The sequence below is a fragment of the Flavobacterium sp. genome (genome assembly GCF_044357305.1).
Lineage (GTDB): Bacteria > Bacteroidota > Bacteroidia > Flavobacteriales > Flavobacteriaceae > Flavobacterium.
Genome location: NZ_JBIKPS010000005.1, coordinates 138,683 through 162,096, shown reverse-complemented (window position 1 = coordinate 162,096; position 23,414 = coordinate 138,683). Strand labels below are relative to the sequence as shown.

At 31.7% G+C, this 23,414-nt stretch carries 20 protein-coding genes; 7 read left to right on the top strand and 13 right to left on the bottom strand.

From position 1 onward, the window contains the following. Positions 1 to 39: 39 nt before the first annotated feature. The 6 genes from ACIQ2J_RS05775 to ACIQ2J_RS05750 form a co-directional block, all read right to left on the bottom strand. Positions 40 to 630, bottom strand: a complete 591-nt coding sequence (locus ACIQ2J_RS05775; protein ID WP_396167450.1) for a TMEM175 family protein — start codon at positions 628 to 630, stop codon at positions 40 to 42. Positions 631 to 634: 4 nt separating this feature from the next. Further along, positions 635 to 1,150: a DUF421 domain-containing protein gene (locus ACIQ2J_RS05770; RefSeq protein WP_396167449.1), complete on the bottom strand. Its 516-nt coding sequence runs from the start codon at positions 1,148 to 1,150 to the stop codon at positions 635 to 637. 29 nt (positions 1,151 to 1,179) lie between these two features. Next, positions 1,180 to 2,550, bottom strand: coding sequence for a 30S ribosomal protein S6--L-glutamate ligase (gene rimK / locus ACIQ2J_RS05765; RefSeq protein ID WP_396167448.1), 1,371 nt, complete (start codon positions 2,548 to 2,550; stop codon positions 1,180 to 1,182). Between the two features lie 76 nt (positions 2,551 to 2,626). Continuing rightward, on the bottom strand, positions 2,627 to 3,025 hold the full coding sequence (locus ACIQ2J_RS05760) for a retroviral-like aspartic protease family protein (protein WP_396167447.1): 399 nt from the start codon (positions 3,023 to 3,025) through the stop codon (positions 2,627 to 2,629). After that, entirely contained in the window at positions 3,022 to 3,267 is a 246-nt protein-coding gene (locus tag ACIQ2J_RS05755) for a hypothetical protein (protein WP_396167446.1), read from the bottom strand. The genes ACIQ2J_RS05760 and ACIQ2J_RS05755 overlap by 4 nt, the downstream gene beginning before the upstream one ends. Before the next feature lie 36 nt (positions 3,268 to 3,303). Continuing rightward, positions 3,304 to 5,847, bottom strand: coding sequence for an ATP-dependent Clp protease ATP-binding subunit (locus ACIQ2J_RS05750; protein WP_396167459.1), 2,544 nt, complete (start codon positions 5,845 to 5,847; stop codon positions 3,304 to 3,306). Between the two features lie 262 nt (positions 5,848 to 6,109). Here ACIQ2J_RS05750 and gyrA point away from each other — a divergent pair, with 262 nt between their 5' ends. Together gyrA and ACIQ2J_RS05740 are read left to right on the top strand one after the other, a co-directional pair. Beyond that, positions 6,110 to 8,707, top strand: a complete 2,598-nt coding sequence (gene gyrA / locus ACIQ2J_RS05745; protein WP_396167445.1) for a DNA gyrase subunit A — start codon at positions 6,110 to 6,112, stop codon at positions 8,705 to 8,707. A 104-nt stretch (positions 8,708 to 8,811) separates the two neighbouring features. After that, positions 8,812 to 10,137: a tetratricopeptide repeat protein gene (locus ACIQ2J_RS05740; protein ID WP_396167443.1), complete on the top strand. Its 1,326-nt coding sequence runs from the start codon at positions 8,812 to 8,814 to the stop codon at positions 10,135 to 10,137. 101 nt (positions 10,138 to 10,238) lie between these two features. On the opposite strand, the gene prfB is transcribed toward ACIQ2J_RS05740, so the two are convergent. After that, positions 10,239 to 11,334 (bottom strand): peptide chain release factor 2 gene (gene prfB, locus ACIQ2J_RS05735; RefSeq protein ID WP_396167442.1). Its coding sequence is split into 2 segments (ribosomal slippage): positions 10,239 to 11,270 and positions 11,272 to 11,334, totalling 1,095 coding nucleotides; the frame shifts between segments, so codons are not numbered across the junction. Positions 11,335 to 11,381: 47 nt separating this feature from the next. On the opposite strand from prfB, the gene ACIQ2J_RS05730 reads away from it, so the two are divergent. The 4 genes from ACIQ2J_RS05730 to ACIQ2J_RS05715 all read left to right on the top strand — a co-directional run bounded on the left by ACIQ2J_RS05730 (position 11,382) and on the right by ACIQ2J_RS05715 (position 14,972). Further along, the gene (locus ACIQ2J_RS05730) at positions 11,382 to 12,407 is read left to right on the top strand and encodes a threonine aldolase family protein (protein WP_396167441.1); all 1,026 of its coding nucleotides are present in this window, start codon (positions 11,382 to 11,384) and stop codon (positions 12,405 to 12,407) included. Positions 12,408 to 12,545: 138 nt separating this feature from the next. Further along, the gene (locus ACIQ2J_RS05725) at positions 12,546 to 12,725 is read left to right on the top strand and encodes a hypothetical protein (RefSeq protein WP_396167439.1); all 180 of its coding nucleotides are present in this window, start codon (positions 12,546 to 12,548) and stop codon (positions 12,723 to 12,725) included. Between the two features lie 76 nt (positions 12,726 to 12,801). Then, positions 12,802 to 13,209: a response regulator gene (locus tag ACIQ2J_RS05720; protein ID WP_396167438.1), complete on the top strand. Its 408-nt coding sequence runs from the start codon at positions 12,802 to 12,804 to the stop codon at positions 13,207 to 13,209. Between the two features lie 536 nt (positions 13,210 to 13,745). Beyond that, on the top strand, positions 13,746 to 14,972 hold the full coding sequence (locus ACIQ2J_RS05715; RefSeq protein WP_396167437.1) for a hypothetical protein: 1,227 nt from the start codon (positions 13,746 to 13,748) through the stop codon (positions 14,970 to 14,972). 3 nt (positions 14,973 to 14,975) lie between these two features. Here the strand turns inward: ACIQ2J_RS05715 and ACIQ2J_RS05710 are convergent, their stop codons facing one another. Then, positions 14,976 to 16,661, bottom strand: a complete 1,686-nt coding sequence (locus tag ACIQ2J_RS05710; RefSeq protein WP_396167435.1) for a hypothetical protein — start codon at positions 16,659 to 16,661, stop codon at positions 14,976 to 14,978. Positions 16,662 to 16,810: 149 nt separating this feature from the next. Here ACIQ2J_RS05710 and ACIQ2J_RS05705 point away from each other — a divergent pair, with 149 nt between their 5' ends. Beyond that, positions 16,811 to 17,905, top strand: a complete 1,095-nt coding sequence (locus tag ACIQ2J_RS05705; RefSeq protein ID WP_396167434.1) for a hypothetical protein — start codon at positions 16,811 to 16,813, stop codon at positions 17,903 to 17,905. An 18-nt stretch (positions 17,906 to 17,923) separates the two neighbouring features. On the opposite strand, the gene ACIQ2J_RS05700 is transcribed toward ACIQ2J_RS05705, so the two are convergent. The 5 genes from ACIQ2J_RS05700 to ACIQ2J_RS05680 form a co-directional block, all read right to left on the bottom strand. Further along, positions 17,924 to 20,059, bottom strand: a complete 2,136-nt coding sequence (locus tag ACIQ2J_RS05700) for a DPP IV N-terminal domain-containing protein (protein ID WP_396167433.1) — start codon at positions 20,057 to 20,059, stop codon at positions 17,924 to 17,926. Positions 20,060 to 20,067: 8 nt separating this feature from the next. Continuing rightward, entirely contained in the window at positions 20,068 to 20,322 is a 255-nt protein-coding gene (locus ACIQ2J_RS05695; RefSeq protein ID WP_396167432.1) for a Txe/YoeB family addiction module toxin, read from the bottom strand. After that, positions 20,319 to 20,573 carry a type II toxin-antitoxin system Phd/YefM family antitoxin gene (locus ACIQ2J_RS05690; protein WP_396167431.1) on the bottom strand — a complete coding sequence of 85 codons (255 nt, stop codon included), beginning with the start codon at positions 20,571 to 20,573 and terminating at the stop codon, positions 20,319 to 20,321. Before ACIQ2J_RS05690 ends, ACIQ2J_RS05695 begins: the two co-directional genes overlap by 4 nt. A 69-nt stretch (positions 20,574 to 20,642) precedes the next feature. Continuing rightward, entirely contained in the window at positions 20,643 to 22,505 is a 1,863-nt protein-coding gene (locus ACIQ2J_RS05685) for a U32 family peptidase (RefSeq protein WP_396167430.1), read from the bottom strand. 136 nt (positions 22,506 to 22,641) lie between these two features. Continuing rightward, complete coding sequence (locus tag ACIQ2J_RS05680) at positions 22,642 to 23,406, bottom strand: NYN domain-containing protein (RefSeq protein WP_396167429.1); 765 nt, start codon at positions 23,404 to 23,406, stop codon at positions 22,642 to 22,644. Positions 23,407 to 23,414: the final 8 nt, after the last annotated feature.

Here is a 23,414-nt window from a genome sequence, read left to right as displayed (position 1 = left end):
ATTTACCAAATAAAAAAACAATATCAAATGAAAAATTAGTTAGTTATTCTTGTTTTCCTCCTCTAAAAAACGTTCAATTCGTTTGTCTGGAATGAACCACATGAAGGAAACTAAAATATATATTGCTAAAGAAACTATAGGGAAAAAATAAGCAAATCCTATGGAGGTGAGGTAACAGAAAATGGATATTTTTTCTTTATAACTATTGCCAATAGCTTTGGATAATATTGAATTTTTTCCTTCCGATTTAATAATAATTTTTTGAAGAATAGAGTAGGCAAGGCCACTCATGAATAAAACCACTCCATAAAGCATCATTGGAAGTTTGGCTAAATGATTTTCTCCAATCCAACCAGTGATAAATGGAATTAGGGAAAGCCAAAACAATAAATGTAAGTTTGCCCAAAGAATTTTCCCATTAACTTTCTTAACTGTATGAAGCATGTGGTGGTGGTTGTTCCAATAAATTCCAACATAAATAAAACTCAAAGCATAACTTAAAAATTTAGGAAGTAGAGGTTTTAAATCTTCCCAAGTACTACCTTGTGGAGTTTTAAATTCTAATACCATTATGGTGATTATAATAGCTAAAACGCCATCGCTAAAGGCTTCTAATCTGTTTTTAGTCATATTCTTAACTATTTAAAGTTCCCAATGTTTTATGTATTTTTCGTTTGTGATGGGTTTGTCTCAAATTTTTATCTCCCGAAATAATACTGATGCTTCCATCAATTTCAAACATGGCTAGTTTTACTTGTTTATAATATTCAACCCCGTGTTCCCGCATTGCTTCTTGTAATTCGTCATTAGTTATCCCTAAATGAGCGATGGTTTTAAATTCAATTTTGCCATTATGAATTAGGATTTCAGGCTTGTCTTGTAGCATTTCTTTAATAAATTTAGAATGCAACATCGTTTTCTTAAAAATAATGTTGATAATAAACAAAGCAAAAGCCGCTACAATCCCCCCTAAAAGAGAGGTATTGCTCCCTACCATTGCGTTTTGAACCGAGTTACTAATAAGTAAAATTAAAATTACATCGGCAGTATTCAATTGGGATAATTCCTTTTTACCAAAAATCCGTAAAGCAATTATCATAAAGAGATATACGGAAACACTTCGAATAATTATGTCTAGGTAGGGGTTCATTTATTATTGTTGTATTAGATAACTAATTACTACTTCTTCTTAATATTACTCTCAATTGCTTTAATCATTTCTCCTGCAATATCTTTGTTGGTAGCACCTTCAATACCTTCTAAGCCAGGCGATGAATTTACTTCTAATAAAAGAGGCCCTTTTGCAGAACGAATAATATCGACACCTGCAACTCTTAAATCCATTGCTTTTGCAGCTTTAATGGCAATTCTTTTTTCATCTGTTGTAGGTTTTACAATAGATGCCGTACCGCCCATGTGGATGTTGGCTCTAAATTCTCCTGGTGCTGCTTCTCGTTGGATTGCTGCAACTACTTTTCCGTCAACTACAAATAATCGTAAGTCTTTTCCGTTAGCTTCTTTTATGAATTCTTGCACTAATATATTGGCATTTAAGCTTTTAAAAGCATTAATTACCGATTCGGCAGCCTTTTTCGTTTCTGCCAAAACGACTCCTTTTCCTTGTGTTCCTTCTAGTAGTTTTACAATTAAGGGAGAACCGCCTACCATTTTAATTAAATCGTCCGTATCTAAAGGAGAATTGGCAAATCCCGTGGTTGGAATATCCACTCCATTTCGTAACAATAATTGTAAGGAAAATAATTTATCTCGAGATTGGGTTATGGCTGCGGCCGAATTCAAGCAATAGACTTTCATTGCTTCAAATTGTCGTGTCAATGCGCAACCATAAAACGTAATGCTCGGACGAATTCTAGGAATAACTGCATCAAAATTATCTAAAACTTTTCCGCCTCGATAATGAATTTCGGGTTTATCGGCATCCAATTTCATATAACATTCTTTGATGTTTAGAAAGTGCATTTCGTGACCTCGCATTTCACCCGCTTCCATAATTCGTTTATTACTGTACAATTCGGGATTACTGGCTAACAGACCAATGCGCAACCCCGACTTGTTAGGAATAGCATTTACGTATAAATCTTTTAGATTCTCGGTAGTGTTTTGTCCTAATAAATACTGCTGTTGTGGATCTACCAAAATTCTGCCACTCATAGCTTCGCGCCCTAAAAGCATTCGAAAACCCATGGAATCACGATTGGTAAGTGTCATTTCAATTGCCCACAGATCACCTCCAATATTTATTTTGGATTGAATAACATAGCGTTGCTCCCGAAAACCACTAGAACTCTTAACCACGCGTTTGTCTATTAACAAGGCTTCGCAATGAATAACCGTTTTTAGATTATTCTGAATCGGGTTAATATCAAATTTCACCCAATTGATTCCTTCTTTTACAAATGGAGCTATGTTGATAGCATGCAAAGCCGATGTTTTGGCACCCGAATCTACACGTGCTTTGATTGCTGGGATTCCAAGTTCTGGAAAGGAACACCACTCTTCTGATCCTAATATGATTTTGTCTTGAGGCATTTTATGTAAATTTAAAACCACGAATTACAGGAATTTTTTATAGAAATTCCAATATTTCGTGGTTAAATGTGTATTATTATTTTAAATCTATACTTATTTCTTTATTGGGAATATCGATACAAAATTTATTATTCTTTAAAAAGTTTAAACCAATTACTCCATCGTATTCTGATATTATCCCGTGAGCAAGGAAATCATAAACTTGTACTTCAAAATTATTTTTAATAATTCCTAAACATTCTAATTTTTCAACCTCAAAACGTTCTACTCGTATTATTCCATTTGCAGTTTCTACTTCATATTCTCCTTTGCTGTTTTTTAAATCATAACCAGCAAAATATAAAACATTACTATCAATCGTACAATGTGTAGCAGCCGTATCAAGGGCTAGTCTAAATTTAAAATGATCTGAAATACTTGCATTAACAATAATGACATCTTCTTCAGAAATTAATTCAAAACCAAACTTTTTCATAAACGTCTTAAAATTCCATTTCGTCTGATCTTTTTGAAATCTCCTGCAAAAACTATGGTTACCGTTTTATAGTCATTAGTTAAGTCTCTTCCCAAATAGCAAACTTCTTTTTTGTCTTTACTATGAAATACAGGAATTCCAGATAGAATTGAAACTTTACTTTCATCCATTATTGGATTTCCTAATAAAACCCATTCATCAGGAAACATTTTCTTAATTTCTTTAAAACTTATGCTTTCCATATTTCTTCGTTAAATAATTTTCGACTCAAATAAAAATTAACTAGTAGGCTCTTCTTTTTTCTGCACTTTTACGGTTAATTCGCTAGCACCTTCTTCAATATCCATAAAGATTTCATCGCCACTACCAATTTTAGAAGTGATAATTTCTTCTGCCAAAGAATCTTCCACATACTTTTGTATCGCTCTTTTTAAAGGACGCGCACCAAATTGTTTGTCGAAACCTTTTTCAGCAATGAATGCTTTTGCTTTATCGGAAAGGTTTAAAGTGTACCCTAATTCTTTAATTCGGGCATACAATTTTTCCAATTCCAATTCGATGATTTGGTCTATATCGTGTTTTTCTAACGCATTAAATACAATTACATCATCAATTCTGTTCAAGAATTCGGGAGCAAAAGTTTTCTTTAAAGCATTTTCAATAATACTTTTTGAATTATCATCCGCTTGTGCTACTTTGGCAGCAGTACCAAATCCAACTCCTTGTCCGAAGTCTTTCAATTGGCGTGCACCAACGTTAGAGGTCATGATGATAATCGTATTTTTAAAATCTATTTTACGTCCTAAACTATCGGTTAAATACCCATCATCTAAAACTTGCAACATCATATTAAATACATCGGGATGGGCCTTTTCAATCTCGTCCAAAAGCACTACGCAATAGGGTTTTCTTCTAACTTTCTCGGTTAATTGACCACCTTCTTCATAACCAACGTATCCCGGAGGCGCTCCAACTAATCTGGAAATTGCAAATTTCTCCATGTATTCACTCATGTCAATTCGAACCAAAGCATCTTCAGAATCGAATAATTCTTTTGCCAAAACTTTCGCTAATTGGGTTTTACCTACACCTGTTTGTCCTAAGAAAATAAACGAACCAATTGGTCGATTTGGATCTTTCAATCCAGCACGATTTCTTTGAATGGAACGCGCAATTTTCATTACCGCTTCATTTTGTCCAATTACTTTGCCTTGAAGTAACTCGGGTAGTCTAGCTAATTTGTTACTTTCCGTTTGTGCAATACGATTTACCGGAATTCCAGTCATCATTGAAACTACATCGGCAACGTTATCTTCTGTAACTTCTATACGATTGTTTTTAGAATCTTCTTCCCATTGTTCTTGTGCTATGGCAAGTTCTTTTTCAAGTTTCTTTTCGTCGTCGCGAAGTTTTGCAGCTTCTTCGTATTTCTGTCTTTTTACCACCGAATTTTTAAGTTCCCGAACTTCTTCCAACTGGCGCTCTAAATCTAAAATTTGTTTAGGAACATCAATGTTGGTGATATGAACTCTAGAACCAGCCTCATCCAAAGCATCAATAGCTTTGTCTGGTAAAAATCGTTCCGACATATATCGATCGGTTAATTTAACACATGCCTCAATTGCTTCTTGTGTGTAAGTTACATTGTGGTGGTCTTCGTATTTGTTTTTTATATTATTTAATATCAAAATAGTCTCTGGAACCGAAGTTGGCTCAACAATTACCTTTTGAAAACGACGTTCTAATGCGCCATCTTTTTCGATGTATTGGCGGTATTCATCTAAAGTTGTTGCGCCAATACATTGGATTTCTCCTCTGGATAAAGCAGGTTTAAGCATGTTTGACGCGTCTAACGAGCCCGTAGCGCCACCAGCACCTACAATAGTATGAATTTCATCTATAAACAAAATAATGTCGTCGTTTTTCTCCAACTCGTTCATCACGGCTTTCATGCGTTCTTCAAACTGTCCGCGGTATTTGGTACCCGCAACTAAACTAGCCAAATCTAAAGTAACGACTCTTTTGTTAAACAAAATTCGAGATACTTTCTTTTGGATAATACGCAAGGCCAAACCTTCAGCAATGGCAGATTTACCAACACCTGGTTCTCCAATTAACAATGGATTGTTTTTCTTTCTTCGACTTAAAATTTGGGAAACGCGTTCAATTTCTTTTTCACGACCTACAACAGGGTCTAGTTTTCCTTCTTCGGCCATTTCGGTTAAATCGCGACCAAAATTATCTAGGACTGGAGTTTTAGATTTCTTACTGGATTTATTAGCAGGATTGTTAAAACTTTCTCCTTTTAAACCTTCATCATGCCCTGAATCCTCATTAAAAGATTCGTTTTTTGGCAAATTTTCTAAAAAATTTTCTTCTTTTGGTGTCATATCTAAATATTGTTCTTTAGCTACTTCATAATCTATTTTAAGTTTATTGAGTAACTTAGTTGTTGGATCATTTTCATTTCTCAAAATACAAAGCAATAAATGTGCCGTACTAATTGAAGTGCTTTGAAAAACTTTTGCTTCTAAAAAAGTTGTCTTCAGCGCCCGTTCTGCTTGACGGGTAAGGTGTAAGTTTTTCTTTTCTAAACTCAATTCGGTATTTGGATTCGGTGGACTTAGTATTTCCACTTTCTTTCTTAAATGTTCTAAATCTACCGAAAGGTTATTTAAAATAGATATAGCTTTGCCATGACCATCTCTCAAAATACCAAGCATAAGATGTTCTGTGCCAATAAAATCGTGTCCTAAACGCAAAGCTTCTTCTTTGCTGTAGGTTATAACATCTTTTACTCTAGGAGAAAAATTATCATCCATCATTGTTTTATTATTATAATTGTAAATTTAGTGAATTACTGTCGTTAACACAAATACTATTCCTAAGAAAAACACTTGTCAGTAAATTGACAAAAAAATAATTATATATGACGCTCCCAACTTGGTAATTTATTAACCATTTAGGGTTGCTAATTTGTTAATAAATCATTGAAATAAGTATTTGAAAACACTTTTAAAAGAATTAAAAAAATGTAACTTGCACGATTGAATTGAAAATTAATATACTTTAAAATTTATAAATATGTCTGACGGAGAAAAGTTAATTCCTATTAACATTGAAGACGAAATGAAATCAGCTTACATCGATTATTCGATGTCGGTTATTGTATCTAGAGCACTGCCCGATGTTCGCGATGGTTTAAAGCCAGTTCATAGAAGGGTGTTGTACGGAATGTATGACCTAGGAGTAACTTCCAAATCTGCCCATAAAAAATCTGCCAGAATTGTTGGAGAAGTATTAGGAAAGTACCACCCACACGGAGATACTTCAGTTTATGATGCCATGGTTCGTATGGCTCAAGAATGGAGTTTGCGTTATTTATTAGTAGACGGTCAAGGTAACTTTGGTTCGGTAGATGGAGATAGCCCTGCAGCAATGCGTTATACTGAGGCTAGAATGAAAAAGATGTCAGAAGACATAATGGCAGATATTGACAAAGAAACAGTAGATTTCAAATTGAATTTTGACGATACTTTGTACGAGCCAACCGTAATGCCAACTCGTGTTCCTAATTTGTTAATAAACGGAGCATCTGGAATTGCAGTAGGTATGGCGACTAACATGGCGCCTCATAATATTACAGAAGTTATTGATGGTACTCTTGCTTATATAGATAATAACGACATTGAAATTGATGAGTTAATCACGCATATTAAAGCTCCCGATTTTCCAACTGGAGGTATTATTTATGGTTACGAAGGAGTTCGCGAAGCTTTTAAAACAGGTCGTGGAAGAATCGTTATTCGTGCCAAAGTTAATTTTGAAGAAATTCACGGTAAAGAAGCAATCATTGTAACCGAAATTCCCTACCAAGTGAATAAGGCAGACATGATTAAAAAAACTGCCGATTTAATTAATGATAAAAAAATTGAAGGTATTTCAAACATCCGGGATGAATCGGATAGAACTGGGATGCGTATCGTTTATGAATTAAAACGCGATGCAGTTCCGAATGTAGTTTTGAATACTTTATATAAATATACCCAACTTCAATCTTCTTTTAGTGTTAATAACATTGCCTTGGTAAAAGGAAGACCACAAATGTTAAACGTAAAAGATTTGATCCATTACTTCGTAGAACACCGTCACGATGTTGTTATCAGAAGAACGCAGTACGAATTAAGAAAAGCAGAAGAAAGAGCGCATATATTAGAAGGTTTAATTATTGCTTCCGATAATATTGATGAAGTTATTGCTTTAATTCGTTCTTCTAAAGATGGAGAAGAAGCAAGAGGGAAATTAATTGAACGTTTCCAATTATCGGAAATTCAAGCGCGTGCTATTGTTGAAATGCGTTTAAGACAATTAACAGGTCTGGAACAAGATAAATTGCGTGCAGAATATGAAGAAATAATGAAGTTAATCAACCATTTAAAAGATTTACTTGCTAGTAAAGAACTTAGAATGGCATTAATTAAAGAAGAATTAATTGAAATCCGCGATAAATATGGCGATGAACGTCGTTCTGTTATTGAATATTCTGGTGGTGATGTAAGTATTGAAGATTTAATTGCCGATGAAAACGTAGTAATTACAATTTCGCATGCAGGTTACATTAAACGTACTTCGTTAACCGAATATAAAACACAAAATAGAGGAGGAGTGGGACAAAAATCGGCTGCTACAAGAGATCAAGATTTCTTAGAGCATTTATTTGTTGCAACCAACCACAACTATCTATTAATTTTCACCCAAAAAGGTAAATGTTATTGGATGCGTGTGTACGAAATTCCAGAAGGAACCAAAGCAAGTAAAGGTAGAGCATTACAAAACCTTATCAATATTGAAAGTGATGATAAAGTAAAAGCATTTATTTGCGCGCAAGACTTAAAAGACCAAGACTATATTAAGAACCATTATGTAATTATGGCGACTAAAAAAGGTCAAGTTAAGAAAACTTCTTTAGAGAAATATGCTAAACCTAGAGTAAACGGTGTTGCTGCAATTACCATTAAAGATGGTGATGAATTGTTAGCGGCAGAGTTAACAAATGGAAATAGTCAAATTTTGATAGCTGTTAAATCCGGTAAGTTAGTTCGTTTTGAAGAAGCTAAAACTCGTCCAATGGGTAGGACTGCCTCTGGAGTTAGAGGAATTACTTTAAGAGACGATCAGGATGAAGTGATTGGGATGGTTTCTGTGGATGAAAATAACATTAATGAAACGCAATTATTAGTTGTTACTGAAAATGGTTATGGAAAAAGAACCAAACTAGAAGACGAAGGGGAAGCAGTTTATCGAATAACCAATCGTGGAGGAAAAGGTGTGAAAACATTAAACATAACCGAAAAAACAGGAGCATTAGTTTCTATTAATTCCGTTACCGATGCCGATGATTTAATGATCATCAACAAATCGGGTTTAACCATACGAATGGATGTTTCTACGCTTCGTGTTATGGGTAGAGCAACTCAAGGTGTTCGTTTGATAAATATCAAAGGAAACGATTCTATCGCTGCCGTAACTAAGGTTATGAAAGATGAAGAAGAGGAAGCAATTGCTGCTGACGGAGAAGAACTAGAAATAGATCCTAATGCAATAATTGAAGACGATTCGGAAGACGAAGAAGTAGATGAAGTAGAAGATGAAGCTGCAGACGAAGACGATTCTGAAGAATAAATAAATAAATTATTAAAATGAGATAAAAAAAAGCCATGAAACTAATACTATTTTAGATAGCATGGCTTTTTTATTAATTTGTAAAATCAATTAAAACTTCCGTTATGAAAATTAAACAAATAGTAATTGCAGGGGCATTATTAGTTTCTGTTACCTCTTTCGCTCAGAAAGACGAATTAAAAGCATTAAAAAAGATTTATAACAAAGAGGTTATAAAAGGAGATGATTTGGCTGAATTTAAATCGCTTGCAGATAAAGTGCAACCATTAGCTGTTGAAGAAGCAGATAAAGTTTATGCTAATTTTTACAAATGCATGATTCCTGTATTGGAATATAATGCTATTGATAAAACGATGGCTCCTTCACAAATTCAAATGGCTTTGTTGAAGTTTGTTAATCCTAAATCTATTTCCGATTTAGCTTCTGGATTAAACGCTACATTAGATTATGAAAAAAAGACTGGTAAAAAAATCCAAACGGATGATATAAACGAAACAATAACTTCATTTAAACCAGAGCTTATAAATTTCGCAATTAAATTAGGTGATAATAAGAATTTCAAAGAATCTGCAGATGTTTTATATTCTATATACCAGTTAGATAAAAAAGACCAACAAACATTATATTATGCTGCTAATTATGCTACTAACGGTAATGATTATGCTAAAGCTTTACAATATTACCAAGAATTAAAAACATTAAATTATACTGGAGAAGGAACTTTGTATTATGCTAAAAATAAAGCTTCGGGAATCGAAGAAAATTATCCTTCCAAGAATGTAAGAGATAATTTTGTTAAATTAGGAACGCATATTTCTCCAAGAGATGAAATTATTCCTTCAAGAAAAGGAGAAATAGTTAGAAATATTGCTTTAATATTGATCGATCAAGGAAAAATTGAAGAAGCTAAAGTTGCACTACAAGAGGCAAGAAAAGAAAATCCAGAAGATGCCGGATTAATTGTTAGTGAGGCTAATATTTATCTTAAATTAAATGATACTGCAAATTATAAAAGATTAATTTCTGAGGCTCTTGTAAAAAGTCCTAACGATGAGGTTTTGTTTTTTAATTTAGGAGTTACTAGCGCCAACTCTAACCAATTTCAAGATGCTGAAAAATATTATAGAAAGGCCATCGAATTAAAACCAGATTTTATAGATGCTTATTTAAACTTAGCCGATATTGTCTTAAAACCAGATGCTAAGCTTGTGGAAGATATGAATAAAATTAAGGGAACAAGTGATAGTGAATTAAAACGTTATAATGTATTAAAAGCAGAAAGACAAAAATTATTTACTAAAGCAATGCCTCTATATGAGAAAGCTCACGAGTTAAACCCTAAAGATGATTTGGTTAAAAGTAATTTAAAATCTGTATATAATTACCTTGAATTGACAGATAAAGTAAAAGCTTTAAAAGCTGAAAACTAATCTATTAAATTAATACTTCATTAAATAGCCGACCTGTAAAGTCGGCTATTTAGTTTAGGTATAACTTGAATTAAGAATTCTAAAATTTATTTATTTGGAAACTATTCTTCCTTTTGCCCCATCATCATTAAATAGGCTTTCAAAAATTCATCAATATTACCGTTCATAACGCCATCTACATCGCTAGTTTCATATCCAGAACGAACGTCCTTCACTAGTTTATATGGTTGCATTACGTAATTTCGAATTTGAGATCCCCATTCAATTTTCATTTTTCCAGCTTCAATATCTGCACGTTGTGCCAATTGTTTTTTCAATTCAATTTCATACAATTGCGATTTCAACATTTGCATAGCTCGTTGCCGGTTATCTTGTTGCGAGCGGGTTTCTGAACACTGAATTTGAATTCCTGTTGGCTTGTGAAATAATTGTACTTTAGTTTCTACTTTGTTCACATTTTGTCCGCCAGCACCACTTGATCTAGAAGTAATGATTTCTATATCCGCTGGGTTTATGTCGATTTCAATAGTATCATCTACCAAAGGATACACATAAACCGATGCAAAAGAGGTATGACGTTTGGCATTACTATCAAAAGGAGAAATTCGTACCAATCGATGTACGCCATTTTCACCTTTTAAATAGCCAAAAGCAAAATCCCCTTCAATTTCTAGTGTTACCGTTTTAATTCCGGCAACTTCTCCTTCTTGAAAGTTCAATTCTTTAATTTTATACTTTTGTTTTTCTGCCCACATCATGTACATACGCATTAGCATCGATGCCCAGTCACAACTTTCTGTTCCTCCAGCACCTGCTGTAATTTGAAGCACGGCACTCATATTGTCACCTTCCTCCGAAAGCATGTTTCTAAATTCTAAATCTTCAATATGAGTGTTAGTCAAATCATATTGCGCATCTAGTTCATCTTCCGAAACATCTCCTTCTTTAAAAAATTCGTAAGTAATTTGAAGTTCTTCTGCCAATGCTATACCTTTTTCAAAATCTTCCACCCATTTTTTCTTTTGGCGTAAGTTTTTTATTAGTATTTCTGCTTCTTTGGCATTGTTCCAAAAGTCGGGTGCAAAGGTCTTTTCTTCTTCATTGGTTATTTCGATAAGCTTGGCATCAATGTCAAAGATACCTCCTCAACGCACCAAGACGCTCTACAATACCTTTTATTTGTTCGGTATTTGTCATAAATTATGTAAATTTGTAAACGCAAATATAATGCTTCAAAATTTGATATGGAAATAAATTTAATCAGCGATACAGTAACAAAACCTAGCAACGAAATGTTGCAGTTCATGTTTAATGCCAAAGTTGGAGATGATGTTTATAAACAAGATCCAACGGTAAATGAATTGGAGACTGCTGTTGCCCAATTATTTGGAATGGAAGCTGCTTTGTTTTTTCCTTCTGGAACTATGGCAAATCAAACGGCAATCAAACTTCATACCAACCCAGGAGAACAAGTAATTTGTGATAAATATTCGCATATTTATCATTATGAAGGTGGTGGAGCTTCTTTTAATAGTGGCGTATCTTGTTGTTTGGTAGATGGAAGCCGCGGAATGGTCACTGCCGAATTGGTGAAAAATGCCATAAACGATCCCGAATTTTATCATGCACCCTTAACTTCTTTAGTTAGTATTGAAAATACTACCAATAAAGGGGGAGGAGCTTGTTATGATATTTTGGAATTAAAAAAAATCAAACAAGTTTGTATAGATAATAATCTAAAATACCATCTAGATGGAGCTCGATTATGGAATGCCATGGTTGCTAAAAAACAACATCCTAAGCAATTCGGAGAATTGTTTGACACCATTTCGGTATGTTTATCTAAAGGACTTGGAGCACCAATAGGTTCTGTGTTATTGGGAAGTAAAGCCGATATGAAACGAGCTTTGCGCATCCGTAAAATATTTGGTGGAGGAATGCGTCAAGCGGGTTATTTGGCTGCTGCAGGAATGTATGCCCTACAGCATAATATTTTAAGACTTGAAGAAGATCATCGCAGAGCAAAAGAATTGGGTGAATTATTGAGTACTTTGAATTGGGTAGAAAAGGTAGAGCCTGTAGAAACCAATATTTTAATATTTTCAGTTCGTCCTTCATTAGAAGAAAAATGGGTAATTGAAAAATTACAACAAAAAAACATATTTATTAGTTCCATGGGACTTGGTAAGCTAAGAATTGTAACCCACTTAGATTATAAAGAAGTAATGCATAATTATGTAATGGAAGCATTAGGAAAAATGCAGTTTTAACCAAAGCTATTTTTTATTAATCGATACTTAATGTATTTTCAACTTAAAAATTAATTCTTTCAACGATTTGAATTAGATTATTCAATTTGTAATTTTAAATTTAATTTCTTGTTTGTTCAATTAATTAAACTTTTAATTATGTTAGATTTTTTCGTCCTTATTTCACTACCAAAAATCATGGTAATTAAAGAAAATCTAATTGCATTTATTAATGAAATTGGATTGCAATTTCTAGAATTTTCTGAAAATAATTTTTCTTTACACCCAATAAATTTATTGCTTCCGGAATTAAAATTAAGTACTATTACTAAGTATTGAATCTGAAAATTTTGGAGCAATTTTTTATGATTTGGTAGGAAATTTAATTTTACCATTTCAATATATATATTAAAAAATGAAAAATAATATAAAAAGCGTAGTTTTAATTGATGATGATTTAGCAATAAATTATTTTCACAAGAGTTTGTTTTTAAAACTTGAATTAGGTGGAAATGTATTTACTTTTAGTAATAGCAATGCTGCTTTAGAGGGTATGATTAAGCTTGAGGACACCCATTCTGAAAGTGATATGGTATATGTTTTTTTAGATATAAATATGCCTGATGTTGATGGTTGGGCTTTTTTAGAAAAGTTTAAAAAAATAAATGAATTAATAAAGTTTGAAGTTAAAATATTTATACTAAGTTCTTCAATTAATCCAGAAGATGTAGAGAAAGCTAAAAACAATAATTTTGTTACTAATTATTTTGCAAAACCACTTATGATGGATGGGATAATAGCAATCAAAGAGATGTATTCGTGATTTTTAGAATAAAGTTGTTTAAAAAATAATGTATATAATATTATTTAAAATTATTTAGTAAACATGAATTGTGTATACAATTCTATCAATAAATATAGTACGGCTATAATAAAACCAGTAATTAATAAAATGCCAAATACAAACTTCGTCTTTTTATTTTTGTTTTTATGTTTAGTTTTCCTTCTGCTTTTCATTGTAAATAAGTACTATAATTTTGTTTCATTAAAAAACAAACTCAATATTAATTTATTAATGGAAATAATAACCCAATATTAATAATACGATTAATAGTAATAATCATCCCGATTAATTACATAATTTGTTTGTTTATTTTTCAATATCTAGTTTAACTTGCTGCAAGTTACTAATTTATTGTATAATTAACACGAATATTTTTTTATTTCATATTTTATGTTAAACAAATTAGATAAATTTATTTAAATTTTACACATAAATGTTTAAACTAATAAAAAAATGCCCAAATTATTCAATTCATAATTAAGAATTTTTAATATTCCTATAACCTATATTTTTCAATGAACTTGACTAACCCTTATCTTATCTCTTTATGTAGTCAAATTGAGCAGCAGTTAAACTTTAAGATAAATCATATTTCCGACTCGAAAAAATGTTGTGTAATTTTAGAAGAAAATAAAATAAAAATATCTTCTCATACAATTTCACGATTATTCGGATTAATAAAGCCCTATAGGTCTCCTTATAAAAGTACATTAAATTTATTGTCACAATTTGTAAATTATTCCAATTGGGAGGATTTTTGTATTAGTCAAACTAATATTCCTTTTGATCCCAATTATTTTTTAACTGAAGCAACAGATGGGTTTTCCTTATCTATATTGCAATTAATTTTGATTAATGAAGATTTTGATTCTTTAAAAATTATTCTTGAAAAATCTAAGGGATCAACGGATACAACAACATTGTTTACTGCAGCTGAAATTATAGGGAATTATGTTCGATCAAGCAATAAACAAAATGAATTACTTGATATCTTATCTAAAATCGGTGTTGGGCAGTTGTATTTTTATGAATGTTTTGTGGATGAAAATAATTTAAACAACTATTTTTCAAATGCGTTAATTCGTTATTATTTACCTCAAATTACAGATGATTATAAAAAGTTATATGTTTATTGTTTCGATATTAGTCAAAAAGCAAATAAACAACTAAAGCCAAGCAATTCCATTCCTTTGTTTGAGGAATTGATTGTTTCTCTAGATAAAAACAAATGTCATTTTCATGAATTATCTAGGTGGTTAGAATGTTTAATTCTAATAGATGGCTTTAACGGAAATTTACAAAACACTTGGGAAGAACATTTAAATAGAGTATTAAATAAATCTAAAATATACTGCCATAATGAAAGTTGCTGGATTATTTCTAGATCGCTTAAAGCATTATTGTTGTTTGATCTAAAAAATGAGATTTTGATACATAAAGAATTTAATGATTATATTGATTTATTGATGATTAATCAGAAAAAAGATAACCATTACATGTCTTTATATGTAATTCAGCTGTATTGGATTTATAAATCGAAATATTTTAAAAATAAAATAATATATACTCCTTTTAGAATATCATATGCTTTATTTGAAAACGATAGTAATGAGAAAATTGCAATAGAATTAGCTACTGCCTCAATTTTTGCGACAGGGGATAATAAAAAAATAATGAAAAAAAACTTAAAATCCTTTTGTAATAAAGTAGGAGCTGTATGGTTATTAAAATTAATTGATTAGTATTTATTTTAGTAATTCCATTTCATAAAGATTATTAGCTTTCTGAATTAATTTGTATGCTATAAAAAAACTTAAACAGAAAATTAATAATAATATTATAAAAACATTATAATTTCCGATTAGAAAGTTCCAAAACATAAAATATACAATAAAACTATTGGCACTTTGTAATAGCCATGCCAATATTCTTGCTTTAGAAAAACTTTTACTTTTACTGCCAAAACCCTTCCAGAAACCACCAGGTTTAATGGTGTTGGCAAAATTTTCCAATACCAATCTGTCCGTTGGTTTTGTAAGAAAAGTAACTGTCAGCCAAGTACTACAAACTATAATTGTTAATACAATTAGTTTAATAGGATAATACTCCATCCCTAATTTACTTTCTAAGTGGATTAATAGTAAATGTGTAGTACTATTATTGTCTACTAACCAATCTAAAAGAGGAGGATAGATTAGTGCAGCAAGCATTGCAGATAATTGCGACCAGGCATTAATACGCCACCAATACCATCGTAACATAAAAACAGGTCCAACTCCAGCAGTAATTGCAAGTAAATATTTAGTTATTTCTACTAACGAATTTGAATAAAATGCAATACTACTAGCAGAAATTATTAAATAATTCATCGCTAACACCCCTAATTTGTTAAGTTTTTTTTCATCTGCAATTGGGTTTATAAATTGCTTATAGAAATTTTCTACTAATAAGGATCCGCCCCAATTTTGCAGATTTTGTACGATGGATAAAAAGGGGATCATAAAAAGTATCAAAACAAATAATAGCATCCAAGATGGTAATGTTTTTGTAAAGAGTGAAGTAAATGCCAATTCGCTATCGCTACAGTTATTAGTATATCCATAAACTACTGCCATAAAAGGCAAAGTAAATAACAATACCCTAAAAAGCACAATGGATAAAGAGGGCAAGAAGATGCTTCTAACAATGTTTTCACTGTTTTTACTAGCCATTAATTTTTGCCCATTCATATCGGGATAATCTAATAAATTTGCAGACCACCATTGAACAGAAATAAAAACTAGGAAAGCATTAAAGGTTTTAGATCCTATAGAAGGAATGATTGTAAAATTAATTTTAGAAGACCTAACAGTGTTGGATAAATTAGTTAATCCTCCGGTTAAATAGAATAGATTTAATATTATAATAGTGAATAGAATAATGAAAATTATACACAATATAAAATCCATTCGAAGTCGAGTTCTCAAGCTATTAAAAAAGGTTAGAATAATTAATAAAAGCATTAATACTAAAATGGCTTGATGAAGTTCTAAATTTAAAATAGACCCTAAAATTTTACTAAAAGCTAACACGTTAAAACTTATAATAAGTGGAATTACCACAACACCTAAATACAAGCTTCTAAATTGGTGTAGAACTTTAGCTCCTAATCCTGAGAAACGAAAAAGCAAAAATTCATTTTCAGTTTTTACAGGGATTTTTTGCCATAAATGAGCGAAAAAGGAAACGCTAAAGGCCGAACCGATTGCGGCACTCCAATACAGCCACATGTCCGACAATTGGCCTTTAATTAATGCAGAACAAATTAACTGAGGTTCTACAATTATCCCACCTGCAAGTAACATTGAAAAGCCTATCAACCACCATGATTCATTTTTAGAATAAAATAAATGAGTTGAAAACTTCAAAGAATTTCGTGTCTTTTTTTTCAAATTTTTATAAAAAGTTCTGTTTAAATTTATTATAAATTAACAATTAGTAATAATTTATGTAACAAAGATAAGTATTAAAATTTTGAGCAAAAAAAATATTGTTTATCAACTCATCAAAAATAGTTAAGTTTGTATGAAATTTTTTACACATGTCTAAAACAAGATTCACTTTAAATACTTATACTCTATTAGAACTAAAAAGCCAGCTTGCACTTAAGCTTTTTTTTGTAGTTTCTAATAAGTCAGATTGCCAAAAGCTAAGCGAAATTCTTTTAAAAGAAGGCTTTGGAAGTATTTCAGTGACAACATTATACCGTTTATTTATTAATTATAATGGTGCTGTTCCTTACAAAAATACTTTAACGGTATTGGCACGTTTTATCGGATATGATTCTTGGGAAAATTTTATAGATACTGTAGAATCTAACTCTTATAATGATGGAATTATAATGAAAAAAAGAAATCAAGAAAACGATTCTTTATTATTTCATTGTATTGAAAATGAAAGCTATAAGCCATTATGGGATTTCTTTAATAGTATTCAAAATAAAGAGCATTCCTATAAAGTAAATGTAGCTTTAGATGTTTATGATAGTTTGTTGAAAACAAAAAAACCGGAACTTTTTTTTGAAGAATTCATCCAAAATAAATTTGTTAAAGAATATGTTTTAGAAGATGCCTTTGATCCAGCTTTCCGAATTAAAAATTATGAATATGCTTATAAATTATATCCGAACGAAATAAAAAAGAACGACTCCTTAGAGTCCTTACAAGATTTTGTGTTTTCCCAATCGGTATTATTTCGGTATTATTTTATTTCAAAAAATATTCCGGAAGCACTAATAATAGGAAAAAAAACCTTTGTTTCAACAACTATTAATCAGGAAGATTTAGAGAAAATTTTTATTTTTCCAACTATTAGATTCAAAGCCTATAAATTATGGTTTTTAGAAATTACTAATAAAACAAAAAAAGAAATTGAAGAATATGCTAATGAATTATTAGAATATTGCAAAATCATAACTATCACTCATGACTCAGATTTTAAAATAATTGTTTTTCATACCGTAGCAGAAGTTTTCTGTTATTCTTCATTAAGTTTAGATTATCATCTTGAATTAAAAAATATTTTTAAAGATGAATTCTCTAAAATACCCAAAAATGTTTTTGACAAACCACTGCAATATGCTCTTCCCTATTTTTCAGCAAATGGATTATTGCTCTACCGTCCGATAAACCTTTAAAAATTAATTGGATTTGAATTACTTATTATTCTCAATAATATAATTCAAAACTTTAGTCATTAAATGCACACGGTCTTTCCCTTGCACATTGTGTTTCGCCATTGGATAGGGAAAGAAATCTATTTGCTTACCTGCTTCCACAAATTTTTTCACTAAAGCAAAATTGTGCTGCATCACTACCGTATCGTCACTGGTTCCGTGAATTAAAAGCAATTTCCCTTTTAAATTATTTACATAATTAAGTGTACTTGCTTCATCAAATCCTTTTTGATTTTCTGCAGGTGTGTCCATATATCGTTCGCCATACATAACTTCATACCATTTCCAATCGGTTACTGGTCCACCGGCAACTCCAACTTTAAAAGCGTCTGGTTTTCTTAACATTAACGAAGTTGTCATAAATCCTCCATAACTCCATCCGTGCACTGCCAAACGATTTTCATCTACGTATGGTAATGTTTTTAAGTAATCCACTCCTTTAATCTGGTCTTCAATTTCGTTTGTTCCACATCTTCCATGAATTACACTTTCAAAAGCAAATCCTCTATTATCAGAACCTCTATTATCTACTGTAAAAACTAAATAACCCTGTTCTGCCATCCAATACATCCAAAGATTAGCACCATCCAAAAACGAATTGGTAATCATTTGAGCATGCGGACCACCATAAACATAAACCATTACTGGATATTTTTTGGAAGGATCAAAGTTACTTGGTTTGATTAATCGTGTATATAAATCGGTTGTGCCATCGGCTGCTTTGATGGTTTTGATTTCGGAAGTTCCCATTTCATAACCTTCGTATTTATTTTTACTTTCTAATAAAGTAGTAGCTTTTAAGTTTTTATTATATAAAATTGATTTCGATGGTGTTGCATGATTGGAATATTCATCAAAAAACCAATTTCCATCCGTTGAAATCGCTACATTATGAACTCCTAAATCTTTAGTGATTAATGTTTGTTTGCCATTTAAATCAACTTTATACACCAACATGTTGGTTCCGTTTTCGCCTGTGGCTTTAAAATATAGTTCAGTTCCAGCTGGATTAGATCCTATAATTTCTCTTGCAGGAAATTTATTATTGGTTAATTGTTTGATTAATTTTCCTTCAATAGAATAGTAGTACAGATTTTGAAATCCTTCTTTTTCACTAAACCACACAAAATTATTAGATTTAGCATTCGGAAAATAGGCGTCATGCTCTGGTTCTACCCACGCATTATTTTTTTCATTCAAAATAGTTCTTACAAAATTACCGGTATTTGCATCATACACATTCAAACTCATGTCGTTTTGACCCCGATTTAATTCGGCAATCAAAATATATTTTTCATCAGGTGACCACGAAAGATTGGTTACATAATCATTTACATCACCACTTTTAGGAGAAATAAACACAGTTTTCCCCGTTGTTAGATTATAAATTCCAACTCTTGGTTTTTCTGATTTTTGTCCAATCATTGGGTATTTAAGATTCACTAATTTACCAGGAGTCTCAGTAATGTCCAGTAATGGATAATCGGCAACTTCGGTTTCGTCTTTTTGGTAAAATGCTAAATAATTTGAGTTTGGCGACCAAAAAATTCCTCCCGAAATTCCAAATTCACTTCTAGAAATAGTTTGACCAGATACAATATTCTTATCTGAATTAGATGTGACAGCAACTTTTTCTTTGTTTTTGTTGAAGAAATATAAATTGTTATCTTCTGTGAATGCTAAATTCTCCTTTTTAGAATCAAAAGTTAGATTATCTGATTTTTCAGAAGTTTCCTGAATATTTTTTCCATTTTTTGAAATCAAGGAATAAGAGTAATACTTCCCGTTTTCTGAAATTAAAAGGGTAGTAGCATCTATCCATTGTGTTCCAAAGAAATTTTTCAGTTTGGTTCCTAATACCGAATTGATTTCTGCCAAAGTAATTAGTTCTGTAGCTTTTGCATCAGCAGTAGAAGCAGTAACCATTTTTGACCAAGCATCGGTATAATAAACGTACTTAGTTGTGTTTGGAATCCATTGAAAACCAGTTAGTTTATCAGCTCCAAATTTTCTTCCTTGTTGCAAAACTCCCTCTTCAAGAGTGATTTTCTTTACTTGTGCTTGTGTTGAAAGCACAATAAATAAACTTAAGAATGCTATGATTTTTTTAGTCATGATTTTATTTAGTAGTGGTATCTGCAAGATACGATGATAATATTTTTATTTTGAAAAGTGTAAACTAGCCTATGTTCAGAATCTATTCTTCTTGACCAAAATCCTTGTAAATCGTGTTTTAAACTCTCAGTATTTCCAATACCCTCTAAAGGGGTTCTTAGGCAAGATTTTATTAATTCATTTATTCTTTTGAGTTTTGATTTATCTGTTTTTTGCCAATATAGATAATCTTCCCATGCCTGATTTTGCCATGAAAGTATCATAATTCAATTAATTCATTTTGAATTAATCCCTTATTTTCTCTAACATCTTTAACAGAATTCAATAAAATGTCTCTATTTTTTCCTGACAGTAAATAGTTGGTTTCGTTTAAAGAGTTGTATTCATCAAGCGAAATTAAAACTAAATCTTTATTATCTTTTCGTTTTACGATAATCTCTTCGCTATCGTCGGTAACACTGTCCATCCATTTTTTTAAGTTAAGACGTAAGTCAGTATAATTTATTACTTTCATAAGTACTTGTTTTTCTCAAAATTAATAAAAAATAACTTAAAAAAGTACTTATTTAAGTTATTTTTAAAACTAATCTTCTTCAATTTCAAATTCGGCATCTTTTTCCCAAATTTCCATTTCGCAAGGTTTGCAATTGAATTTCAATTTGTATTCCAATTCGCCTTGTTTTAATACCAAAGGCTCTTTAACTTTAACGCCTAAAGTATCTTTGTGGTATTTTGGACATTTTTCTAATTCGTATTTGATGCAATATTTGGTAGTCATTACCCGAGATTTTCCTGGATCCCATTGCAATTCGAATGCTTTTTCAATTTCGGTTACGCCATGGCGTTCGTAAAATTTGCGTGCCAATTTGTTGGCAACATTATACATGAAGTCCAATTTTTCTTCGGGATAAGGATGCGATGTTTTTACGATGGGTTGTTCTTCTCTATGGTAATTTGCCAAACGAGTTTCAGATAGTTGTTCTAATACTGTTCTTCGCATTTCATTTATTTTGGAAATAGGAAGAAACCAATTTCCAGAAAATTGAATTGTAATTTCATCTACTATATAAGGAGTAAAACCTGTTTTAGCCAAATTAATTTTGAAGTTTTCTTCAATTGATTCGTTGTTTTTGGTTGCCTCTTTTGGATGTACTAAAGTTGCTGAACTTACGTTTCCGTCTTCATCGGTGGCAGTTAATTCGAAACCATTTTCATTTTCAAATAATAATAAGGAGATGCTAATTTTTCGAACAGCACTATCTTCCCGCTCCACAACTTTAATAAAAGCGGCATCATTATTTCTATAAATAAAAGTGCCGTCTTTAATTTCTTTCAATACATTTGGAAACACAAAGCCATTCTCGGCGCGGTTAACATATATTCCGTCGGCTTCGTTATTTTCATTGATGAAACAAAGACCATCGCCATTGTTTAACAATTCACCATTCTCAATTTGGTAGGAATTTCCAACAGTTTGAATTAGTTTTCCAATGTATTGTCCTTTTGATTTTGGGCTTTCCCAAGATCCGATAGACTGGTATCGTTCGTTTACAAAATAATCGGTGTACCCACGATTGAAACTTTTATCTAATGAAGAATCAAAAGTAAAAGTGCATTTTCCAGAAGATGCTTTGGTATATTTATCGGAATTACCTTCTAAAAAACTATCTAATTTTTGTCTCAAATAAGAAACGTTATTTTTTACATAAACAATATCTTTTAATCGACCTTCAATTTTGAACGAACAAATTCCGGCTTCAATTAAATTCGGAATTTGATCGGAAACATCAAAATCTTTTATAGAAAGAAGGTGACTATTTTTTATTAAAGTATCGCCATTTCCATCAATTAAATTGTAAGGCAAACGGCAATTTTGTGCACACGATCCGCGGTTAGCAGACCGTTCACCATTGGCAACACTCATATAACAATTTCCGCTGAAGGACACGCACAAGGCACCCGTCACAAAAAATTCCAATTCTACATCTGTCGTATCGCTGATTTCTTTTATTTGATGCAAATTTAATTCACGAGCCAAAACCACACGTTTCATTCCTGCCTCTTTCAAGAATTTTATTTTTTTTGGATCTCGATTATTGGCTTGCGTACTAGCGTGTAAAATAATTGGAGGTAAATCCATTTCCATGATTGCCATGTCTTGCACAATAAGGGCATCGACACCTATATTGTATAACTCCCAAATCATCTTGCTACAGGTTTCTAGTTCGTTATCATACAGAATGGTATTGATAACAACAAAAACTTGAGCGTAAAACAAATGGGCATATTTTACTAATTCGGCCACATCTTCAATAGAATTGGTAGCGTTGGAACGTGCTCCAAATTGTGGAGCCCCTATATAAACTGCATCGGCACCACTATTAATGGCTGCCATTCCTTGAATTAAATCTTTAGCAGGAGCAAGTATTTCTATTTTCTTTTTCATTTGTTGGGAATCTCTTAATCGTAAGTTGTTGTGTTTTACGATAAAAAAGTGTGCAAAGTTCTAATAATTTATTGGAGATTTCTAATCGTAAATCGAATTATTTTATAAAGACTCATTAAGTTACTAGGTGGGTTACTTATTTTCTTCTAACATAAATGTGCTTGATGTTATTTTTTCCACTTTCCCGTTCGTCAATTACAAATTGGTTCATGCTTTTAATAAGCGCTAACATTTTAGGAAAGCCATAATTTCTTGGATCAAAATCGGGTTTCTTTTTAAGCATTAAATTGCCTAATTCTCCAAGAAATGCCCATCCATTTTCATCTTCTAAATCGTCAATACTATCTGAAAATAATTGAATTATTTTAGGATCAATTTTGCTTATAGCATTGTTGCTTTGTGTTTTAGAGCTTCTGGAAGGTTTTGTATTTTTAGTGCCTGTTGGTGTTTCAAAAGTTTGCTTCTTTAAAATTTCAATATAAATAAATTTATCACAAGCGGTAATGAATGGTGTAAGGGTTTTCTTCTCACCAATTCCAATTACTTTCATGCCGGCTTCTCTAAGGCGGGTTGCTAATCTGGTAAAATCAGAATCACTAGAAACAATGCAAAAGCCATCCACTTTTCCAGTATATAAAATATCCATGGCGTCTATTATTAATGCGCTATCACTTGCGTTTTTCCCAGTGGAGTAGCTGTATTGTTGAATAGGAGTGATGGCATTTTCTAAAAGAACATTTTTCCATCCAGAAACGGTAGGCTTGGTCCAGTCGGCATAAATACGTTTGAAAGTTGGTGTGCCGTATTTAGCAATTTCTTCAAACATTTCTTTTACGTTAGCATAAGGAACGTTGTCGGCATCAATTAATACTGCAAGTTTTAAGTCTAATTTGGTTTCCATAAGCAAAG

What these genes read in the sequence shown, in the direction of transcription:
- ACIQ2J_RS05775 (WP_396167450.1), bottom strand. Translation starts at nt 630, where the DNA reads ATGACTAAAAACAGATTAGAAGCCTTTAGCGATGGCGTTTTAGCTATT.
- ACIQ2J_RS05770 (WP_396167449.1), bottom strand. Translation starts at nt 1,150, where the DNA reads ATGAACCCCTACCTAGACATAATTATTCGAAGTGTTTCCGTATATCTC.
- rimK (WP_396167448.1), bottom strand. Translation starts at nt 2,550, where the DNA reads ATGCCTCAAGACAAAATCATATTAGGATCAGAAGAGTGGTGTTCCTTT.
- ACIQ2J_RS05760 (WP_396167447.1), bottom strand. Translation starts at nt 3,025, where the DNA reads ATGAAAAAGTTTGGTTTTGAATTAATTTCTGAAGAAGATGTCATTATT.
- ACIQ2J_RS05755 (WP_396167446.1), bottom strand. Translation starts at nt 3,267, where the DNA reads ATGGAAAGCATAAGTTTTAAAGAAATTAAGAAAATGTTTCCTGATGAA.
- ACIQ2J_RS05750 (WP_396167459.1), bottom strand. Translation starts at nt 5,847, where the DNA reads ATGGATGATAATTTTTCTCCTAGAGTAAAAGATGTTATAACCTACAGC.
- gyrA (WP_396167445.1), top strand. Translation starts at nt 6,110, where the DNA reads ATGTCTGACGGAGAAAAGTTAATTCCTATTAACATTGAAGACGAAATG.
- ACIQ2J_RS05740 (WP_396167443.1), top strand. Translation starts at nt 8,812, where the DNA reads ATGAAAATTAAACAAATAGTAATTGCAGGGGCATTATTAGTTTCTGTT.
- ACIQ2J_RS05730 (WP_396167441.1), top strand. Translation starts at nt 11,382, where the DNA reads ATGGAAATAAATTTAATCAGCGATACAGTAACAAAACCTAGCAACGAA.
- ACIQ2J_RS05725 (WP_396167439.1), top strand. Translation starts at nt 12,546, where the DNA reads ATGTTAGATTTTTTCGTCCTTATTTCACTACCAAAAATCATGGTAATT.
- ACIQ2J_RS05720 (WP_396167438.1), top strand. Translation starts at nt 12,802, where the DNA reads ATGAAAAATAATATAAAAAGCGTAGTTTTAATTGATGATGATTTAGCA.
- ACIQ2J_RS05715 (WP_396167437.1), top strand. Translation starts at nt 13,746, where the DNA reads ATGAACTTGACTAACCCTTATCTTATCTCTTTATGTAGTCAAATTGAG.
- ACIQ2J_RS05705 (WP_396167434.1), top strand. Translation starts at nt 16,811, where the DNA reads ATGTCTAAAACAAGATTCACTTTAAATACTTATACTCTATTAGAACTA.
- ACIQ2J_RS05700 (WP_396167433.1), bottom strand. Translation starts at nt 20,059, where the DNA reads ATGACTAAAAAAATCATAGCATTCTTAAGTTTATTTATTGTGCTTTCA.
- ACIQ2J_RS05695 (WP_396167432.1), bottom strand. Translation starts at nt 20,322, where the DNA reads ATGATACTTTCATGGCAAAATCAGGCATGGGAAGATTATCTATATTGG.
- ACIQ2J_RS05690 (WP_396167431.1), bottom strand. Translation starts at nt 20,573, where the DNA reads ATGAAAGTAATAAATTATACTGACTTACGTCTTAACTTAAAAAAATGG.
- ACIQ2J_RS05685 (WP_396167430.1), bottom strand. Translation starts at nt 22,505, where the DNA reads ATGAAAAAGAAAATAGAAATACTTGCTCCTGCTAAAGATTTAATTCAA.
- ACIQ2J_RS05680 (WP_396167429.1), bottom strand. Translation starts at nt 23,406, where the DNA reads ATGGAAACCAAATTAGACTTAAAACTTGCAGTATTAATTGATGCCGAC.